This is a genomic window from Azonexus sp. GW821-FHT04F04 (genome assembly GCF_059420025.1).
The window spans coordinates 26,637-45,102 of the sequence record NZ_JBWKSX010000014.1 but is presented as its reverse complement, the minus strand read 5'-3'; the positions used below and the strand labels follow the sequence as shown (position 1 = coordinate 45,102).

The 18,466-nt window shown below is 53.6% G+C and carries 16 protein-coding genes; all 16 read right to left on the bottom strand.

Annotated features, from left to right (window positions below):
• Positions 1-25 precede the first annotated feature (25 nt).
• Positions 26-1,864 carry a polysaccharide biosynthesis protein gene (locus AC07TV_RS20385; protein WP_494650207.1) on the bottom strand — a complete coding sequence of 613 codons (1,839 nt, stop codon included), beginning with the start codon at positions 1,862-1,864 and terminating at the stop codon, positions 26-28.
• A gap of 108 nt (positions 1,865-1,972) precedes the next feature.
• The gene (locus AC07TV_RS20380) at positions 1,973-2,533 is read right to left on the bottom strand and encodes a sugar transferase (protein WP_494650206.1); all 561 of its coding nucleotides are present in this window, start codon (positions 2,531-2,533) and stop codon (positions 1,973-1,975) included.
• The gene (locus tag AC07TV_RS20375) at positions 2,530-3,498 is read right to left on the bottom strand and encodes an NAD-dependent epimerase/dehydratase family protein (RefSeq protein WP_494650205.1); all 969 of its coding nucleotides are present in this window, start codon (positions 3,496-3,498) and stop codon (positions 2,530-2,532) included. Before AC07TV_RS20375 ends, AC07TV_RS20380 begins: the two co-directional genes overlap by 4 nt.
• A gap of 52 nt (positions 3,499-3,550) precedes the next feature.
• Positions 3,551-4,681 (bottom strand): non-hydrolyzing UDP-N-acetylglucosamine 2-epimerase, encoded by a 1,131-nt coding sequence (gene wecB, locus AC07TV_RS20370; protein ID WP_494650204.1) that lies wholly within the window; start codon positions 4,679-4,681, stop codon positions 3,551-3,553.
• Positions 4,674-5,684, bottom strand: a complete 1,011-nt coding sequence (locus tag AC07TV_RS20365; RefSeq protein WP_494650203.1) for a polysaccharide biosynthesis protein — start codon at positions 5,682-5,684, stop codon at positions 4,674-4,676. Before AC07TV_RS20365 ends, wecB begins: the two co-directional genes overlap by 8 nt.
• 299 nt (positions 5,685-5,983) lie before the next feature.
• Positions 5,984-6,838, bottom strand: a complete 855-nt coding sequence (locus AC07TV_RS20360) for a dTDP-4-dehydrorhamnose reductase family protein (protein WP_494650202.1) — start codon at positions 6,836-6,838, stop codon at positions 5,984-5,986.
• Positions 6,835-8,064 (bottom strand): glycosyltransferase family 4 protein, encoded by a 1,230-nt coding sequence (locus AC07TV_RS20355; RefSeq protein WP_494650201.1) that lies wholly within the window; start codon positions 8,062-8,064, stop codon positions 6,835-6,837. Before AC07TV_RS20355 ends, AC07TV_RS20360 begins: the two co-directional genes overlap by 4 nt.
• Before the next feature lies 1 nt (position 8,065).
• Positions 8,066-9,418 (bottom strand): hypothetical protein, encoded by a 1,353-nt coding sequence (locus AC07TV_RS20350; RefSeq protein ID WP_494650200.1) that lies wholly within the window; start codon positions 9,416-9,418, stop codon positions 8,066-8,068.
• Entirely contained in the window at positions 9,406-10,473 is a 1,068-nt protein-coding gene (locus AC07TV_RS20345; RefSeq protein ID WP_494650199.1) for a glycosyltransferase, read from the bottom strand. The genes AC07TV_RS20350 and AC07TV_RS20345 overlap by 13 nt, the downstream gene beginning before the upstream one ends.
• 15 nt (positions 10,474-10,488) lie before the next feature.
• Entirely contained in the window at positions 10,489-11,583 is a 1,095-nt protein-coding gene (locus AC07TV_RS20340; RefSeq protein ID WP_494650198.1) for a glycosyltransferase WbsX family protein, read from the bottom strand.
• Between the two features lie 16 nt (positions 11,584-11,599).
• Positions 11,600-12,844, bottom strand: a complete 1,245-nt coding sequence (locus tag AC07TV_RS20335; RefSeq protein ID WP_494650197.1) for a class I SAM-dependent methyltransferase — start codon at positions 12,842-12,844, stop codon at positions 11,600-11,602.
• An 18-nt stretch (positions 12,845-12,862) separates the two neighbouring features.
• Positions 12,863-13,828 carry a GDP-mannose 4,6-dehydratase gene (locus AC07TV_RS20330; RefSeq protein WP_494650196.1) on the bottom strand — a complete coding sequence of 322 codons (966 nt, stop codon included), beginning with the start codon at positions 13,826-13,828 and terminating at the stop codon, positions 12,863-12,865.
• A 5-nt stretch (positions 13,829-13,833) separates the two neighbouring features.
• Positions 13,834-14,895 carry a glycosyltransferase family 2 protein gene (locus AC07TV_RS20325; RefSeq protein ID WP_494650195.1) on the bottom strand — a complete coding sequence of 354 codons (1,062 nt, stop codon included), beginning with the start codon at positions 14,893-14,895 and terminating at the stop codon, positions 13,834-13,836.
• A gap of 38 nt (positions 14,896-14,933) precedes the next feature.
• The gene (locus AC07TV_RS20320; protein ID WP_494650194.1) at positions 14,934-15,767 is read right to left on the bottom strand and encodes a hypothetical protein; all 834 of its coding nucleotides are present in this window, start codon (positions 15,765-15,767) and stop codon (positions 14,934-14,936) included.
• Between the two features lie 45 nt (positions 15,768-15,812).
• Positions 15,813-17,318, bottom strand: a complete 1,506-nt coding sequence (locus AC07TV_RS20315) for a lipopolysaccharide biosynthesis protein (protein WP_494650193.1) — start codon at positions 17,316-17,318, stop codon at positions 15,813-15,815.
• 6 nt (positions 17,319-17,324) lie between these two features.
• Positions 17,325-18,419 (bottom strand): GDP-mannose 4,6-dehydratase, encoded by a 1,095-nt coding sequence (gmd, locus tag AC07TV_RS20310; protein WP_494650192.1) that lies wholly within the window; start codon positions 18,417-18,419, stop codon positions 17,325-17,327.
• Between the last annotated feature and the right edge of the window lie 47 nt (positions 18,420-18,466).

Genomic DNA, 18,466 nt, shown 5'->3' with positions numbered 1-18,466 from the left:
GATGCGGCAGTCGCCGGAGGGATAGTCAAGAGGGATTGAAGGCGGCCGGGGTGTATTCCGGGACCCATTGCTGTAGCGCCTGACGCACCAGCGCATCGCTCTGGCTGGTTTCGGCGAGCCAGGGCTGCAAGTTCATCAGGAATTCGTCGTCAACCGGCCGCGCCCGGGCAATGCGCAGCTTGGGATGCGGCGTCGGCTGAGTCTGTTCGGCATCGGCCAGCAATTCTTCATAGAGCTTTTCGCCGGGACGCAAGCCGGAAAACTCGATACGTATCTCGTTATCTGTATAACCGCACAAGTGAATCATCTTGCTCGCCAAATCGACGATCTTGACCGGATCACCCATGTCGAGAACGAATATCTCGCCACCCTGACCCATCGCTGCCGCCTGCAGTACCAGTTGTGCGGCTTCTGGGATTGACATGAAATAACGAGTAATTTCCGGATGGGTGACCGTCACCGGCCCCCCTCGAGCAATCTGTTCCTGAAACTTGGGAATCACGCTACCAGTGCTGCCCAGCACATTGCCGAAGCGCACCATGCCAAACTTTGTGCCACCGCCCTGACGATGCAATGCCTCGCAAACCATTTCGGCCAGACGCTTGGTAGTGCCCATCACGTTGGTCGGATTCACCGCCTTGTCAGTCGAAATTAGCACAAAGCGTTCGGCGCCGAAGCGGCTGGCACATTCTGCCACCCGCAAGGTGCCCATGACGTTGTTGCGTACAGCCTGCCAGGCATTGCCCACCTCCATCAACGGTACATGCTTGTAGGCTGCGGCGTGAAATACCACTTGCGGCTGGTAGGCGGCAAAAACCTCATCCAAGCGAGCCGCATCCTTAACATCGCCGGCCAGCGGCACCAGGTTGATGTCCGGCAAATGGGCCGAAAACCACTGTTCCAGCGTATACAGTGCAAATTCGCTCTGCTCAAAAAGAACCAGCTGTGTCGGCCCGAAACGCGCCAGTTGCCGGCATAGCTCGCTGCCAATCGAGCCACCTGCCCCGGTCACCAGGATGGTCTTGTCTGAGACCATGGCAGCAACATGTTCCGAGTCGATCCAAACCGGCTCGCGGCCCAGCAAATCCTCGATCGCCACCGGACGAATCGATGAAATGGCGACCCTTCCCGCCATCACGTCCCCCAGTCCCGGCACCGTGAAGACATGCGCTCCCGCCTCCACCGCCAGATCGGTTGCCCGTCGACATGCTTCTGTGGCAGCTGAGGGCATAGCCAAAATCACGTGAGAGGCTTTCTCGGAGGCCAGCACCTCTGGCAAAGCGTCAATGCCGCCCACTACCGGATGCCCGGAAAGCTCCCTGCCCCATTTATCGCGGTCGTCATCGACCAGACAGACCACCCGCCAGTCGGCGCTGCGCTCCAGTTCACGCACCAGGGTGACCCCGCCCCGCCCCGCCCCGACAATGACTACCGGCTTACCTTGGGCGATCAGGCCACCATACAGGCGATGCTCTTTCCACATCCGGTAGGCAGCACGACCGCCCCCCATGTAGACAACCATCAACAACGGATAGAGCACCAGCAAGGAACGCGGCACGACCTGCTGTTCGTGGCGATACAGCACAAAGAAAATCAGGAGGGCAATGGTGGACAGCCAGACAGCGCTCAGCACGCGTTTGAGATCCGGCAAGCTGGCAAACATCCAGATTCCGCGATACAGACCGGCAACGCGACAAGCCACGGCATGAGCCGGCAACAGAAACACCAGCCCCCAAGTCAATACCGAAACAAAATTGGCCGGCACGTCGAAATTGAAACGCAGCAGAAAGCCCCCTCCCCAAGCGAATAAGAATGCGGAGAGATCAAATATAAAGACAAAAAAAGATAGGAAGGCTTTGGTCATTTGTATCGGTTGGTTGCAGGCGCGAATCCAGTCACACATATCCTGAATTCAGCCCACTATTGTAACTGCTCCGCACACCATGCCGAACAGCCGACTACGCAGACAGCATTAATGGGTCACTCCATCGCGCCGCAGCACCTTGATAAACGTCATCCACAGAATGCGAATATCAAACCACAATGATCGGGCGCGCTGATATTCAACATCGAGCGCGACCTTCTGCGGAATCGGCAGTTCATCCCGCCCATTGACTTGGGCCCAGCCGGTCAAACCCGGGAGCAGTTCATGTACGCCTTTTTCCGTACGTAGCGCGATCAGGTCCTCCTGATTGAACAACGCCGGCCGCGGCCCGACAAAGCTCATGTCTCCGACCAGAATGCTCCACAACTGCGGCAGTTCATCCAAACTTGACTTGCGCAGGAACGAACCGATCGGAGTTAGGCAGGCCTTCGGATCGCTGAGTAAATGGGTCGCCACCGCGGGTGTCCCCACGCGCATGCTGCGAAATTTCGGCATACGGAAGATCTGGTTGCGGCGCCCGACACGATCAGACCAATAAAGCGCCGGCCCAGGCGACGTCAGCTTGACCAGAATGGCCACTAACACTAGTGGAACGGCCAACGGTACGGCGGCAAGCAACGAAAGAGACAAATCAAAAAGACGTTTCATTGTTTGAACATTCCAGCCAAACCGTCGGTCAGGGATACCCTGGCCGACCAGTTCAATTCCTGTTCGATGCGCGCTGGCGAATACCAGGCCGAGCCAAGCAGACGCCCGACTACCTCACGATCCAGCGGAAGACGGCGCCGCAACAGAGATTCCAAACCATCCCCAAAGCTTGCCGCCAGGTGCCAGAGCTGAACAGGAACCGACCACCGGCATGGTGGCAACCCATTTGCAGTCCGCAAAGCATCATACAGGCCGCGCCCCGAGGGTGCCAGGTGATGAGCAACGATATAGGTTTTCCCAACAGCCCGTACGTCGGTGGCAACCTGCCGCATCGCCGACACAACATCATCCACATGCACCAGCGAGCGATGATTGCCCGTTTCCGGCAAGGGCGGAAAAACTCCTCGCCCGACCAGACGCCCCATGCGCTCAAGATTTCCCCGCCCGCCGGGGCCATAAACCATAGCCAGACGGAGATTAACCACCTGCATGCCAAAGCGCAGGCCGGCTGCCAGAACAGCTGCTTCCGCCGCACGCTTGGATTGCCCGTAGGCTGTTTCCGGCTCCCCTGGGAAATCCTCGTCGACACACTTGTTGCCGGGCTCGGACATGGCCTTGACGCTGGACAGAAAGACAAAGCGCTTTACACCAGCCTGCCCTGCAACCTCGACCAGGTTGCGCGTGCCCTCGAAATTGACACGCCAATGCATTTCCGTATCGTCACCAGATAAGGAAGAAAATGCATGCGCATAGCCGGCGCAGTGAAAAATCGTGTCGGCCCCGGCACAAGCGACCGCCAAGGCTTGCCTATCAACCAGATCAGCCACAACGCTGTTCTGAGCGCGCGCTCCCGACCGGCTCAAAACGCGAGTAGTGACACCATCGGCATTCAGGCTCTGCACGAGTCGTCGCCCGATAAAGCCTGTTCCCCCGGAGACTAGATGCACTTTTCCCCCAATATCCATCCCCTTCCTATCCGCCAATCCAGCCAAGCCGGACGTGCGTCGATCAAGCCGGTCAGACCGGCTTTGACCAAACAGTACGATTTACATAATCGACGTAACTCATGACAACACGAAGAATCTGCTTGGAAACCGGGCCTGCCTCGTAATCCTGCACCGGCCGCATCACCCGCGCCGCCTTGTCGTGCTGAGAAATGATCACCTGCACCGCATCAAGCACCCGCTCCTCATTCAGGCCACTCATGATCAGGGTACCGACATCCATCCCTTCTGGACGTTCGTGGGCGTTGCGAATGGTAATTGCCGGCAGATTCAGCAAGGAACTCTCTTCGGTGATCGTGCCGCTGTCAGACACGACACACAGCGCTTCCATTTGCAGCTTGATGTAGTCACAGAACCCGAACGGCTTTAGAAATTGGATATGGGGGTTGAGTTGACCCAACTCCAGCACATCCAGACGCTTCCGGGTACGCGGGTGGGTAGAAACGATGACCGGACAGTCGTACGTTTCCGCTAACGCATTCAGCGTCTTGATCATGTCGAGAAGATTTTGCGGGGTATCGACGTTTTCTTCCCGATGGGCACTGACGATGAAGAATCGATTCGATTCTAGGCCCATGCGCGCCAGGATGTCCGAGCGCTCGATATCGGGCATGTAGTGATCAAGCACTTCGCGCATGTGAGAACCAGTCTTGACGATCGTTTCTGGGCGGATGCCTTCCGCAATCAAATAGCGACGTGCATGCTCCGTCAAGACCATATTAATGTCGCTCAGATGGTCCAGCACCTTCCGGTTCAGTTCCTCCGGAACCCGTTGATCAAAGCAGCGATTACCGGCTTCCATGTGGAACACTGGAATCTTGCGCCGCTTGGCGGGGATTACTGCCAAGCAGGTATTCGTGTCGCCATAGAGCATCAGAGCATCGGGCTTTTCGCTTTCGAATACCAAGTCGACCTTGGCGATAATTTCAGCAATCGTCTGAGCCACTGTTTCGCCAGCCGCCCCAAGAAAATGGTCAGGCTTGCGGATATCAAGGTCTTCGAAAAACACCTGATTCAGTTCGTAATCATAGTTCTGCCCCGAGTGCACTAGAACGTGGTCGACCTGGCGGTCGAGTTCTGCGATCACCCGGCTCATCTTGATCAGTTCGGGCCTGGTGCCGACTAGCGTCATCACTTTAAGCACGCAGCACCTCTTGGATGTAGTCGAGTTTCAGCAGCAGTTCCTTGATTCCGGCCACATCGAGTCGGAAGGTATTGTGCGAGGTGTAGTCATCGAGCTCGTTGATTCGCCGCTCACCCTCGACGAAGTATTTCTTGTAGTTGAGGTCGCGATTATCGGCCGGAATACGGTAGTAGCGTCCCATATCCTCCGCCTTGGCCATTTCCTCGCGCGAAACCAGCGATTCGTAAAGCTTCTCGCCATGTCGGGTGCCGATAACTCTTACTGGGCTGTCCTTGCCCAGCATTTCCTTCAATGCTTGAGCCAGGTCACCCACCGTCGATGCTGGCGCCTTCTGGATAAATAGATCACCCTGCTCAGCATGCTCGAATGCGTACAGCACAAGATCGACAGAATCCTCCAACGACATCAAAAAACGTGTCATCTCCGGATCGGTTACCGTCAAAGGCTCGCCAGAACGCAGCTGATCGACAAATAGTGGAATCACCGAACCCCGCGAGGCCATGACGTTGCCGTAGCGGGTTGCACATAACACAGTGCCTCCCGCGGGAACAGTTCGTGACTTGGCGACCATCAACTTCTCAGCCATGGCCTTGGATATACCCATCGCGTTGATCGGATAGACCGCCTTATCGGTACTCAGCACCACCACCCGACTGACACCACGTGCAATAGCCGCGTTGAGCACGTTCTCAGTACCGAGGACATTTGTTCGAACCGCTTCCATCGGATAAAACTCGCATGACGGCACCTGCTTAAGGGCGGCCGCGTGAAACACGTAATCTACCCCGGTGACTGCCTGAGCCACGCTATCGTAGTCTCGGACATCGCCGATGTAGAACTTTACCTTGTCGTCAGCCAAGGCGATGCGCATGTCTTCCTGCTTTTTCTCATCGCGACTGAAGATCCGTATCTCGCGCACCTCGGTGGAGAGAAAACGCTTGAGTACGGTGTTCCCGAAAGACCCCGTACCACCAGAGATCATCAATACTTTATCTTTGAACATGAAAATCCGAACTTGTCTAATTAATCGTCCCTAAATGACCCCTAGGGTCGGAAATCCGATCAGCCAGAATTGGCCCAGAGGAGCCCCCCTGTGAATCAAGCACTTCTACAAAGAGATGGTGATTTACAGTGATTGTTATCGCCACGTGCTGAAAGAACAATTCTCCGGTTTGCCATCACTCAGGCTTCACTCAAGCCAGCAGCCAAAGCCAGAACCCGCAAAAAAGAACGTAACAATTCAATACCACTACTAATCTCGTGAAATCGGTCGATTACAAATCAATCGGGAGCGCCTAACCATTAATTATAGGTGCGCATTGTTTCTATTAGTTCTGACCATTCCGGTGCAACATAACCTGTCGCTTCACGGAAGCGCGTTGCATCGAGCGAACGGTCGATCACCACCTGCTCACTCGGTGAAATCTCTATCGTCTTGCGGTATACCGCAGCAATCAGCTTAAGCAAGTCGTACTTCGATATAGGTTTTGCGGAGACATGATACACGCCGGACAAAGCAGCGTTCGGTATTACCAAATCGCGTACGATCTGCGCTAACACGACAGTGGGCAAACCCGAAAAGATCGCCTTTGTATAGCCATTGCAGCTCCCATTCTGCGCTAGGAACCAGCCAACCAAACCGTGAGCACTCTGCAACTCATGCCCAATAATGGAAGTGCGCAGAGTAACGGAATGTGGATAGGCAACTTCACCCAAGTATTTGGAACGCCCATACAGGTCTTTCGCATCCGACGGGTCGGACTCGAGATAACTTCCCTTGTCGCCTGAAAAGACACAATCGGTACTCATGTGCACCAAACGCGCGCCGGACAGTTCGCACATCCGGGCCAGCCGGTGCGGCAGCAACGCGTTGATGGGAATGGCTTGCAAAGGATCGTCCGCATCCGCCAATTGTTTGATCAATCCGACGCAATTGATCACGACTTCGGGGCGTACCTGAATAAAGGTCTGCAACAACGAATCCTGCTGCTCTGCATCCACACCTGCGATCAAATACCTCGCGATATCAGGCTGGAAGGCCCGCTTCGCGCTTTCCGAACGGACCGTGCCATGCACCTGCCAGTCCGTCATTTCGCTCAGCACACGAATCATCGCGTTACCGAGCATGCCGCTGGCCCCCAATACTAATACTCTCATTTGGCTCTCATTTTATGGTCGCACAATGACAGGAGGTGCATTGTCAACTGGTCGACCAGCATTTCATGCGCAAAATGCTGCGTGTAGTATAAACGACCGCGCGCACCCATCGCTTCCCGTGCCTGCGGCGGCATACGGTAGAGTTCCATTACCGCGGCTGCCAATGCCTTTGCATCTTCAGCCGGCACTGCCAGTCCTGCCTCGGCTGCGCTAACTAGATTCGCCCCTTCACCATTGAGACACGCTAGGATAGGGCGTCCCGCCGCCAGATATGCCTGCACCTTGCTGGGGATAGTCGCTTTGAATATCTCCTGGTCAGCCAATGTCACTAACAGTGCGGAGGCTTTCTGCAAAAACCCGGGCATGGTTTCAACCGGGAAGCGGCCTGGCAGATGCAGATTGTTCAAGCCAAGCTTTAGCGCTTGCTGGTGCATCCATTGCCAGCGGCTGCCTTCACCCAGAACTACAAAGTGGATATCAGACTGCTCTTTGAGCAAGCGGGCCGCCTCCACTATCACCTCCACCGCCTGCGCAGTGCCGATGTTGCCGGCGAACATAACAGAGAATCCTTCGTCCAGGCCGTCCACCACAGGAAGCTCACCTTTGGCTGGAAGAGCAAAACTGTCATCCACCGAGTTCGGGTAGTACTCAATGGGTGTATCCGCAGCCAGCGCACGGACCGGAGCAACGAACGCGCGTGATTGCACAAGAAGCAGGTCGGAGTGTCGGTAGATAAAGCGCACAACCCATTCGACCACTTTAAGCGCCCAGCGGTTGCGCACGTAGCCCGTTGCAGAGAGGCTCTCTGGCCAAAGATCCTGTACCCACAACACAACGCGGCACCCCAGCAGCCAGCCGAGAAAAATAGCCGGGATGGCTTGTAGTATTGGGGAGGGCGCATAGACAAAGATCACATCAAAACGCTTCCTGCGCAGCACCCAAGGCCCGAACAACAAACCGGAGAAGATGAAGGACAGGTAATTCAGCATCAGGTGCATGCCGCCGCGGTTCCTTGGCAGCAAGGGGATACGGTTTATTTCGACACCCTGCCAAGTCTCCTGTTGGCATCCCGCAGCGCGGTAGCCATCGAAGATAGTCCCGCGAGGATAGTTCGGTTTTCCTGTCAGCACATCAACCCTGATGCCTTTATCCAATAAGGATCTGGTTACCTCGTTGATCCGGAAGCTTTCTGGCCAGAAGTATTGGCTGAAGATCAGAACACGCATGCTAGCTCACCGCCTTGTCCGGAGCGATCAACAGTTCTCGCCAATACCCCATGCAGATGATGAGTGCCAGCCCGATGAACAGCCAGACCGGGAAGATCTGGAGCCGCGTGACAAAACCAGTAATCAAACAATAGAGCAACAAGACTAGTGCGTAGACGCTAGCGGGAGATGGATGTGCCAAATACGCGCCAATCCCACGTACGACCAGCAGACCGCCCCCCAAGATCACTGCGCCCAGTCCGGTCCATCCGACATCCTGATACAGAACCAACCAGCCCGCGTCGCTGTACTCGCCGACAAAACGTCCTTCGATCGACACCGCGATCTCCTTCAACACCACGATCTCCGCCGGGATGCCGATGTATTGAAATATGTAGTTGACCAAATGGATAGGAGCAGCGACGAACCTCTCGCCCAACAGGGTGATCTCCTGCCAACTTGCATAGCCCAGACATGCGACTCCAGAATAGATTGACAGCATAGTCAGTAGTAGAACCAGTAGGGGCAGCCACTGCAAGCGCTTCCTAATTAGCGCCGGTGGCAGGAATAGCAGGGCCATCAGCAAATACCCCGCGCTTCTCGATCCGGAAAGGTATATCGCAGTCGCGACCAGCACCATACCCAGCAGGAACATCCATTGATATTGCTTATACGCCTGCATGCCATAGGCACAGCCTAGATACACCAGCGAGGCCCAAAATGCATACAGGTTCGGATTGAACAAGACAGAAGCGGCGCGATACACAATTGCCCCGGAACTCTCCAAAAAAGACGCCCACGCATGCCGTGTAAGCACCTCATACAAGGCGATGCCGTCTATGATACCTAGTATGAGCAGCCCGACCAGTCCCCACGCATAGACCTTTCCTGGTTGCAAAGAAGGCACACCTGCTGCCGTAGCAAGATAGCCCAGCATAACGAGCACGAACATGGTCTCGATCGAGACGATATTCTTCAGTTGCAACAAGTCACCAGTTCTGTAGTTGAGCAGATATCCCAATAACAGCATCCCCATCACAAGCAACGCGAACACAATATCCTTCTTCTCTCCCGCGCGACCGGAAACATACGTCTCGTAAGCGTGCCGACCCAGCAAGCTGAACACGATAACCAGCAGAATCAAAGTTGAGAGCCGCGCCAGCAGACCACCGCCCTCGTTATGCAGGTCAATCAGCAAGCGGCTGGCGTCGTTAGTCGTCAGCGCCATCACGGCAAAACTGAAATGGAACGTGCCACATACGAACAGCACAAACAACAGCGTGACGACATCCCTCTTGCGCAACAGCACCAAGCCAAGTCCAAATACGATCAGGACATTGACCAATTCGATATCATTGAATTTCAAAATTCCCACTCACATTGTTCTGAGAGTCGTTCGAGGAAGCCCTTGGCATCCAGCAACGGCAATGCGGGTTCTTCGTTACCCATGAATCGCTTCACTGCCCTGGCGATGGAAAGCGCTGAATCAGGATCAAAGGTCTGCTCCGGATCAAGAACATCGCGCACATAGTCCATTTCCGATGCCAGCACAGGCAATTCAGCCTGCCGCGCTTCGAGCAGCGGCAACCCGAACGATTCGAAGGTCGATGGAAAAATAGCAGCGTTTGCTTTCCGGAAGAGAGCCAACGCATCCATGTGAGTCAGTTCGCCGACGTTGGCGACTTTAATCCGATGGTATTGCCTCAAAGTCTCGATGTCGTCGCACAAGGAGGCAAAACGAGTCGCATCCAATGTCAGGCACAGCGAGGGAAAAAGTCCGTCTTCGGCTAACAGACACCAAGCCTCAAGCAAACGCCGGTGGTTCTTGTGGGGTTCGCCGGTGGCGACATAGACGAATTCATGTTCCTTGTCACTGCGCGAGAGCGGCTTTACGGCGGAGCGCGCGTAACCATTGGGTTCGGCCATAAACGGCAAGACACGCACAGGAATCCTGCCACCAGACTTCCTTGTCACAAGTCTCTTCATCGTCGGAGTCTGCACAACGAAGTCATCGACGTGCGCCATCATTAAAGATAGCCACAGTCGCTCGATAGACAGACGCAATCTCACCCATATCGGAAAACCATCTAAACCAACATCGTCAATAAGATAGCGGTTCTGCACAAAGACCACTGTACGTGCACGCAGCCTGAACAATGGTGGCAGGTTGCCGAAGCACAAAACGGTATCTTCAGGCTTGGCGTTTCGGGCCAGCCATCCTTCGGCGCTCATTCGTTGCAAGATCGACGGCTCCACCCTTTTTATTGCCGCGCTTTCCGGTACATCCTCGGGTAAAGTCATGCGGCTATCGAGCAAATAGACGGCCAGGTTTGATCCGGCCATAGCACGGATGATCGACCAGAGCAGGGATTTACCGCCACCCTGGTGGACGTTTACTGCATGAACAATCAGCTTTCCTGGACCCATCATATTTGAGAGCGTCGTCTAACCCAGAAGGGCTCGGTGCAGCGCTTCCAGATAGGCATGACCCCAGCGCGTGTCAGGCTCCATATAGTTGCCCTCGGCCCATTCGTTCCAAGACTTAAGAAAGACAATGCGGTGCTCGTCATCGCGATCGCTGACCGCAGCGACCGCATCGCGCATATGCTTTTCAAATAACTCAGGCGTAGACTCAGTCAACACAAGTCCCTTGCGCCCGGAACGCGGCGTGTGGTCCCAATTGGGATACGCGCAAGGGTAGGCATCGAAACAGAACTTTGTCAAATCCGGGATTAGGTGCTCAATCGCTTCCTTATATTCGACGGTGCGAGGACCGCCAAGGTCTAGTTTCTTGCTGACCCCCCAGTACAGCCATTTCGCCTTGTTCATCACTGCGTTTTTCGTTGTGATAACGCCCAAGGTCGTAACCACAGCACCATCCAAACCAAGAGCAGCAGCGTCCTCAAAATCCAACAGGTTGTTGCCGAGGATGTACAACCCCTTTAAACCTGCCTGAAGCGCCCACTCGCGCCAGCGATCAAGGCGCCGCTTAGCATCAGGCAGCTTTAGGGGTTTATAGATGAACAACAGTGGTTTGCCGTCCACGGTGATGTAGCGGCGGTCGGCAAACGCGCTCAACAGATAATCGAAATGCGCCCGGTCATCTTCTGCCCCAGGATATGTTTGCTCCATGAGCATACGGCGCGGTTCGTTATTCCAGACACCGGTCCATGACTCATTGGCCCAGCCAAGACAAAACGGAAAATCCGGCTGTCCCGAAGCAAGAACTTCGGCCAGCGGTCTTTCCAGCAAGCGACGGCCACCAAACCAGTAATGCCAGTAGCAGAAACCCTCAACACCATAAGCCGCAGCCATCTCGGCCTGAGCAACACGAAGCTCGGGTAAACGCAGGTCGTAAAAACCCAGATCAGCGGGAAGATGTGGCTGCTCATGCCCCTTGAACAGCGGCCGAGCCCTAACTACATTGGTCCACTCCGTGAAGCCCCTTCCCCACCATTCGTCATTTTCCGGGATGGGGTGAAATTGCGGCAAATAGAAGGCGATTACGCGAGCTTTTTTCAACGCAGCTTTTTCGTTCATTATCAGTAAACCGTTGCTAATTGATCGTCACAACCTCGACTTCAGGCAACGGGAAAACCAGTTTCATGCCAGAGAGCTTTTTATTCGAGATAAAGAATTTCCGGAAATGCCACGGTAGCACAATCATGTAATCCGGCTTCTTTGCGAGCAGTTCCTGTTCTTCGATGATGGGTATCCAGGTTCCCGGCGTGTAGGAGCCGAATTTCTCCGAATTGACTTCACCCACACAGTCGACCTCCCTGGTGGTGAGGCCGCAGTACTGCAGTAGCACATTACCCTTGGTCGATGCCCCCAAGACCGCCACGGTCTTCCCCTCCGCATGTGCCTTCCCAATAAACGCGCGCAGGTCGCATTTTGTCCGCACAACTCGTTCCGCGAACGCTTGATAGGGCTTCAATGTATCCAGCCCTCTTGCACACTCATCGTCCAGTATCTTTTGTACTGCAGGCTCAGTCGACGTGTCACCATGCGATTTCGCCACTGTCACGGAGAAGCTACCACCGTTGATGTCGTTAAATTCGACATCAACAATACGGAAGCCGACACGGTCAGCCATCCACTTTATCTGGCGCAACGCGTAAAACTCGAGATGTTCGTGGCACACCGTGTCATACGAATTCGTGTCCAGCATGGTAGGCATATAGCTCTGCTCAAACACCCAGATGCCGTCATCAGCGAGCACTTCGAACACCTGACGCATGAAACCCATCGGGTCTTCCAAGTCGTAGAACATAGAGAACGAAGTTACGACTTTTGCCTTCTGTTCGGGGAAACGCTGTTGCACCAAGCTTGCCGAGAAAAAATCCGGGATCAACTGAATGTGCGACGGATAGTAACTGTGGAATTTGATGCCGGTCGGATCGACCCCTACCAACACCGGGCCGATTTCGGGATACGCCTGCAGCGTGGTGCTGTCGTTGCTACCGATATCGATAACGAGGTCGCCCATCTGCAATTTCACAAGCCCCAGAATGCGCATCACCTTTTTATTGAGGTGCGCGACCATACTGGCGTTCAGACCAGAACGGTAACCGTAGTTTTCACCATACATCTCACCTAGATCGTAAGAGTGCTCCATCTGTAGCAGGCCACAGGCATCGTCGTTACCGGTGCACTTCACTAGGCGCAGCGGGCCAGTCGTGACTTTCGCCCCCTTCTCGCGCGGAAAGACACCGGTCAGCATCTGCTCGCCCAAGTCCAGCACACGTTCCAGATACGTATTGCCGCAGATTCTGCATTTCTCGATTTTCTTGTACATCATCTTTGCCTCGTTCCTTTGTTAACTCTTTGCACTCAGGCTACGCAAATCTGCATCCACCATCATCTGCACCAGTTCCTTGAATCCAATTTCCGGGCGCCATTGCAACTTGGCACGTGCTTTAGATATGTCGCCAACCAACAACGCCGTTTCGGCTGGGCGAAAGAATGACTCACCATCACGCACATAATCTCGATAGTCCATACTCAAATGGCTGAAGGCGAATTCACATAATTCGCGCACGGAGTGCACTTGCCCTGTCGCCAAGACATAATCATCTGCATGTTCCTGTTGCAGCATCAACCACATCCCACGCACATAATCACCAGCAAAACCCCAATCTCTTAGCGCATCCAGATTGCCGAGGCGCAACTCCTTTGACAGCCCCAACTTTATCTTCGCGGCCTCATGCGTGATCTTCCTAGTGACGAACCCCAATCCGCGGCGTGGACTTTCATGATTAAACAGAATTGCAGAACAGGCGAAGAGGTTATATCGCTGGCGATAAATTCTAATCATCGAATCCGCATACAGCTTCGCTGCTCCATAAGGACTACGGGGGTTTACCAGTGTCGTTTCACTCTGCGGACTCTCGATCGCTTCGCCGAACACCTCTCGACTGGAAGCTTGGCACAATCGAATATTGGCATCCACCGCACGAATTGCTTCGAGTATGCGAGTTACAGCTAAACCATTGATTTCGCCTACACCAACGGGATCATCAAACATTCCCGCACCGGATGAATATGCGGCAAAGTTGTAAATCTCTTGCGGCCGATATTTAGTCAGCACTTCAGTCACGCAACGAGCATTTAGCATATCCCAAACGACCAGTTCAACCTCATCCTTCAGCGTAGGTGGAAGCGCTTTAATGGCTTTCTGGTTGTCTCGCACAGTGCCGACGATGCGATAGCCTTTAGCAAGCAACTGTTCCGCTAGGTACAACCCATCCTGCCCCGTTACCCCTGTGATGAGTGCAGTTGGCATCCCTCTCAACGAACACCTCGATCGAAAACATGCGAGGATAAGCGGCTCAACCATCCTGCATTCGGGCTGAACAATAGATCATCTAACGCCATCCTGGCCGGCTTAGGCGAGCGTGCAAAATATGTCACCATAACCAGATTCGCCAATGATGCTGGAAAAACACTGATCAGATACGCTACAAATCTTTCAGTCTTGCCAACATCATCCGGCCAAAACTGTTTGAATACGGCAGAAGAATAAGCACCAAGGGCACGGTTATGGAATAAGGCCTTTGCGCTACGCCAGGGCTCGCGTCGGCAGATTTTTCTTTTTGCCGCCTCAGAAAAATCCGGAAACGACCATATTAGCCTAGGCCACTTGAACATCCAGACTTCGAAACTACGCGATGTCCACATTGCATTGCCATAACGAATGATGATCTGTGGCTCGGCTACAACCCTGACGTTGGCCACCGGAGGGCTCTGGAAGATTACACCGACATGAATGAACAAGGAACCGAAATAAGCGATGCGCTCCCTGGCAAGCCAGAAAGTTCGCCTGATCACCACACAGCCAATGAATGAAAGGTAGGCTGCGGTTTCCGCGAAGAACGCTTCGCGAGCATCCGCGCGATAAATCTTATCCGCATTAAACACCAAGCGTTGTTTCTCGAACAGCTCTGAAAGATCCGCGCTTCTTACCTCGGCATTGACGATGACTAAGTCGTCCTCGCCTCCAATTGTGGACAACACAGCCGCCACCGCCCCCGGACGCAGCAGGTCATCGTCGGTCATGAGCCAGCAGAACTCACCTTTCGCATAGCCCACCGCCTTGTCGAAATCTGCATCCACACCGGAGTTTACGGATTCCCGGAAGTAGCGAATCTCTGGGTGTGCCGCTGCATATCGCGCCATTACCTCAGGAGTTTCGTCCGGTGATGCGCCATCCACAACGACGATCTCTACGCCTGGCGCCATCTGGCCAAGGATGGACTCCAACGTCTCCCCTATGAATAGCCCCCTTTTAAAGGTCGCAATACAGATGGACAGCTTTGGTGTTTCATTAATTGTCATCGCTTCTTGGTTCAAGTCATTTTGTCGTAAGGTGGATCCGACCTTCTCTCGCCCTAAATAGTCACGAATTTCTGATCGGCGATCAGCTCAAACTGCAGCTCGCTCGGGGTACGGAATTTCTTGTATTGAGATTGGTTCTCCGCAAATTTAAGGCCCCTAATCCCATCAAGGAAGGAAATATCGAAATGTACTGGATCCACAAAGAATCCATTCACGCCGTTGCGGTCTACAGTCACGAATCGATAGCCATGCTGCTCAAAGAATTTCCGCCAGCCCGAGATCGACACGCCGTAATACAAATGCGTGGGATGTGCTTGGGTGAACACGAATGTCGGCTGGTATTCGATAGTCATGCTTCGTTCCGGACCATAGACCGAGTTATATTCAACCGCAAAAATCTTCGGGCGGAAGCCGACATCGAAAATGGCTTGGGCGATGTAATAGTCGTTTCCGTCGATATCAAGAGAGAACACGTCCGGGTCGTGGTGCATCGCCATTACCTTCAGGTCACGCACGCTTTCCTTCGTGACGAACATGTTGTGGATTTCGGCTCCGATACTGTATCCGAGCACCGTGCGTCTTGCTCTCTCCACCAAGTGCGCGCTACCTTCGACTAGCATGCCGTTGTATTTCTCTGCAACAAGCAACCAGCCTGAATTATTTTCGATGCCATCCGCGGCGCCAATCTCGATGAAATAGCGGTTGCTTTCCTTCAGGTTCTTGCGCAAAACATCTAGGATTCCATCCTCGCCATTCTGGCTGAATCCGGAAAACTCCCAGCTTGCCGGCACTTTAAGATCAATGCTGCGCGCGTGCATCATTGAACCGCCTTTGCTCAAAGCAATGGCGATACGCTGACGGTCGCGTACATCAAGCAGATAATTCATCAGTTTTCTAAACATATTTTTACCTTCTATTAAAACTTTGCTGACTCATATGGCAGCCACCTTCTTCCATTTCAGCTTGCCCTTAATCGCAGTGCGCAGACGCTTCGACGCTACTATAGAAAGGATCATGGCTATCAGTGCCAGCAGACCTCCGCCTATCAATTTCGCGAGAGCCGGATATTGATAGCTATGCACGGTGAAATGTCCCAGCACGCCGATCAGTAGCGTAAGCATGAACGGAATCCCGATATCTTGCAGCACGTCCCCGAATCCAATGCCCTTTAGCAATCGATGGTGCGTCAACCACATGCCTAAAAACATGTAAATAACATGCAATAGCAGCCACGCCAGCGCACCTCCGATCGCACCATAGTTAAGCGCGAAATAAATGATCATTGGGAGGAAAACCATCATTAACATGATGTTGATGGTCAGCGGCAACCGCGTCATGCCATATGCCAGTTGCAAAGCATATGGAAAGTACATTGCGCCATGCAAACCCGAGCCTATTGCCAGTAGCGCGATGACCGGTGCCACGCTTGAAGCGATGGCCGGATTACCAGTCCAGACCAATACCAACTCGTACCCAAATACCGCCAGAACCATTGCGATCGGGAAGATGGCGCTCACCAGCAACCGCGTCCCCATACGATAGAGATCGGCTAGTTTTTCAGTGTCGCCGGTTACCACAAGCGCCGAGAAGCGCGGGTAAATCACGTTGTAAACTGGCGTAATGAATACATACAGGCCGCTCACAACGACAGTGGCCAGCATGTAATGTCCGAATTCTTCCAGCCCCAGCATTTTGCTCAGTATCACCTTATCCATCTGGGTGAATATCAAAGCCGTCAATCCAATGCCACTCATCCCTGCCGTAAAACGCCATACGCTTTTCAGTTTCTCAATATCGAATCGGTTGTGTCCTGACTTGCCAACGATACGCCAAGCAGCGAACCGCATGGTTACCGCGTAGGCGAGACCTACGCAAGCCTGCCAGATGAAGAAGGCCTCTATGGTGGGCGAAACAAAGGCAAGCACCGCTATCGCCCCCACGCTGCCGATCGTCACCATGGTAATATTTATAGTGCTTGATATTGTCAGTCGCTGCGCCCCGATCAGCGCCCCCTGATAGAGTCCGATTGGCCAGCGGCACGCCACCACCACCCCCATCAGCATTACAGCATGCGAGATAGTTTGCGGCGACAATTGCTTGGATCGTAGCCAATACTCTGAAATCAACGGGGCAAATACCAGCATCAATAGTGCGATCACGGCAGCCATACCCCAATAAACCACGGCAAGGGTATACAACAGTTTGCCTGCCTCCTGAATCTCCCCGCTTGCCGAACAACGTGCGACCTCTCGATTGATCGTGGGTGCCATCCCCATGTCCAGTAACTGGAGCAGTGCCTGAGTAGTCACATAGAAACCGATCAATCCATAGGCTTCAATCCCGAGATATCCGAGATAGAACGGAACCACGGTCAAGCCGACCAGTGCTGACCAGATAGAATTGGCTAAACCTGCAATTAGATTGCGACCAAGCGTCACACGCGATCACTCATGGTAGGTGTTCGCATAGTAGCCATGGCTCTTTACAAGCTCATCGCGCTCAGCTGTCTTGAGATCTTCGCGCACCATCTCCTTAACCAGTTCCTCAAAAGAAGTCTTGGGCTGCCAACCTAGCTTTTCTCTAGCCCTGGAAGCATCTCCCAACAGTGTTTCCACCTCAGTGGGGCGGAAATAACGTGGATCTACCGACACGATGCAATTGCCATCGGCGTCATAACCCCTCTCGTCAACACCGCAACCTTCCCAACGAACCTTAATGCCCAGTTCTGCAGCAGCAGCATTCACGAAATCTCGCACGCTGTATTGGACCCCTGTTGCAATCACAAAGTCCTCCGGCTTCTCCTGTTGCAGCATCAGCCACTGAACTTCCACATAGTCGCGGGCGTGCCCCCAATCCCGCTTTGCATCCAGATTGCCAAGATACATCTGCTTCTGAAGACCCAGTTTTATCCGTGCCAATGCACGCGTAATTTTACGAGTTACGAAGTTTTCGCCACGTACAGGTGATTCATGATTGAACAGGATGCCATTGCATGCGTACATCCCGTAAGCTTCGCGGTAGTTCACCGTTATCCAGTAGGCGTATAGCTTTGCCACCGCATAAGGGCTACGCGGATAGAACGGCGTCGTTTCCTTCTGCGGAATCTCTTGAACTAGCCCGTATAACTCCGAAGTAGAGGCTTGGTAGAAGCGTGTCTTTTTCTGCAACCCTAGAATGCGAATTGCCTCCAGTACCCGCAGAGCGCCCAAAGCATCTGAATTGGCTGTGTATTCAGGCTCTTCAAATGAAACCGCAACATGGCTTTGCGCTGCCAAGTTGTAGATTTCATCTGGCTGCACCTGCTGGATGATTCTGATCAGGCTGCTTGAGTCGGTAAGGTCGCCGTGATGCAGAAAAAAGCGCACACCATCCTCGTGAGGATCTCGATAAAGGTGATCGACTCTTGCCGTATTGAATGACGATGCACGCCTTTTTATGCCATGAACAATGTAGTTTTTATTTAAAAGAAATTCCGCCAGATAGGCACCATCTTGCCCCGTCACTCCAGTAATCAATGCGATCTTATTTGCCATTTCCATTCTCTCCCATCTCTGGATATCTACGTATCAAACGCAGATATCCGTTC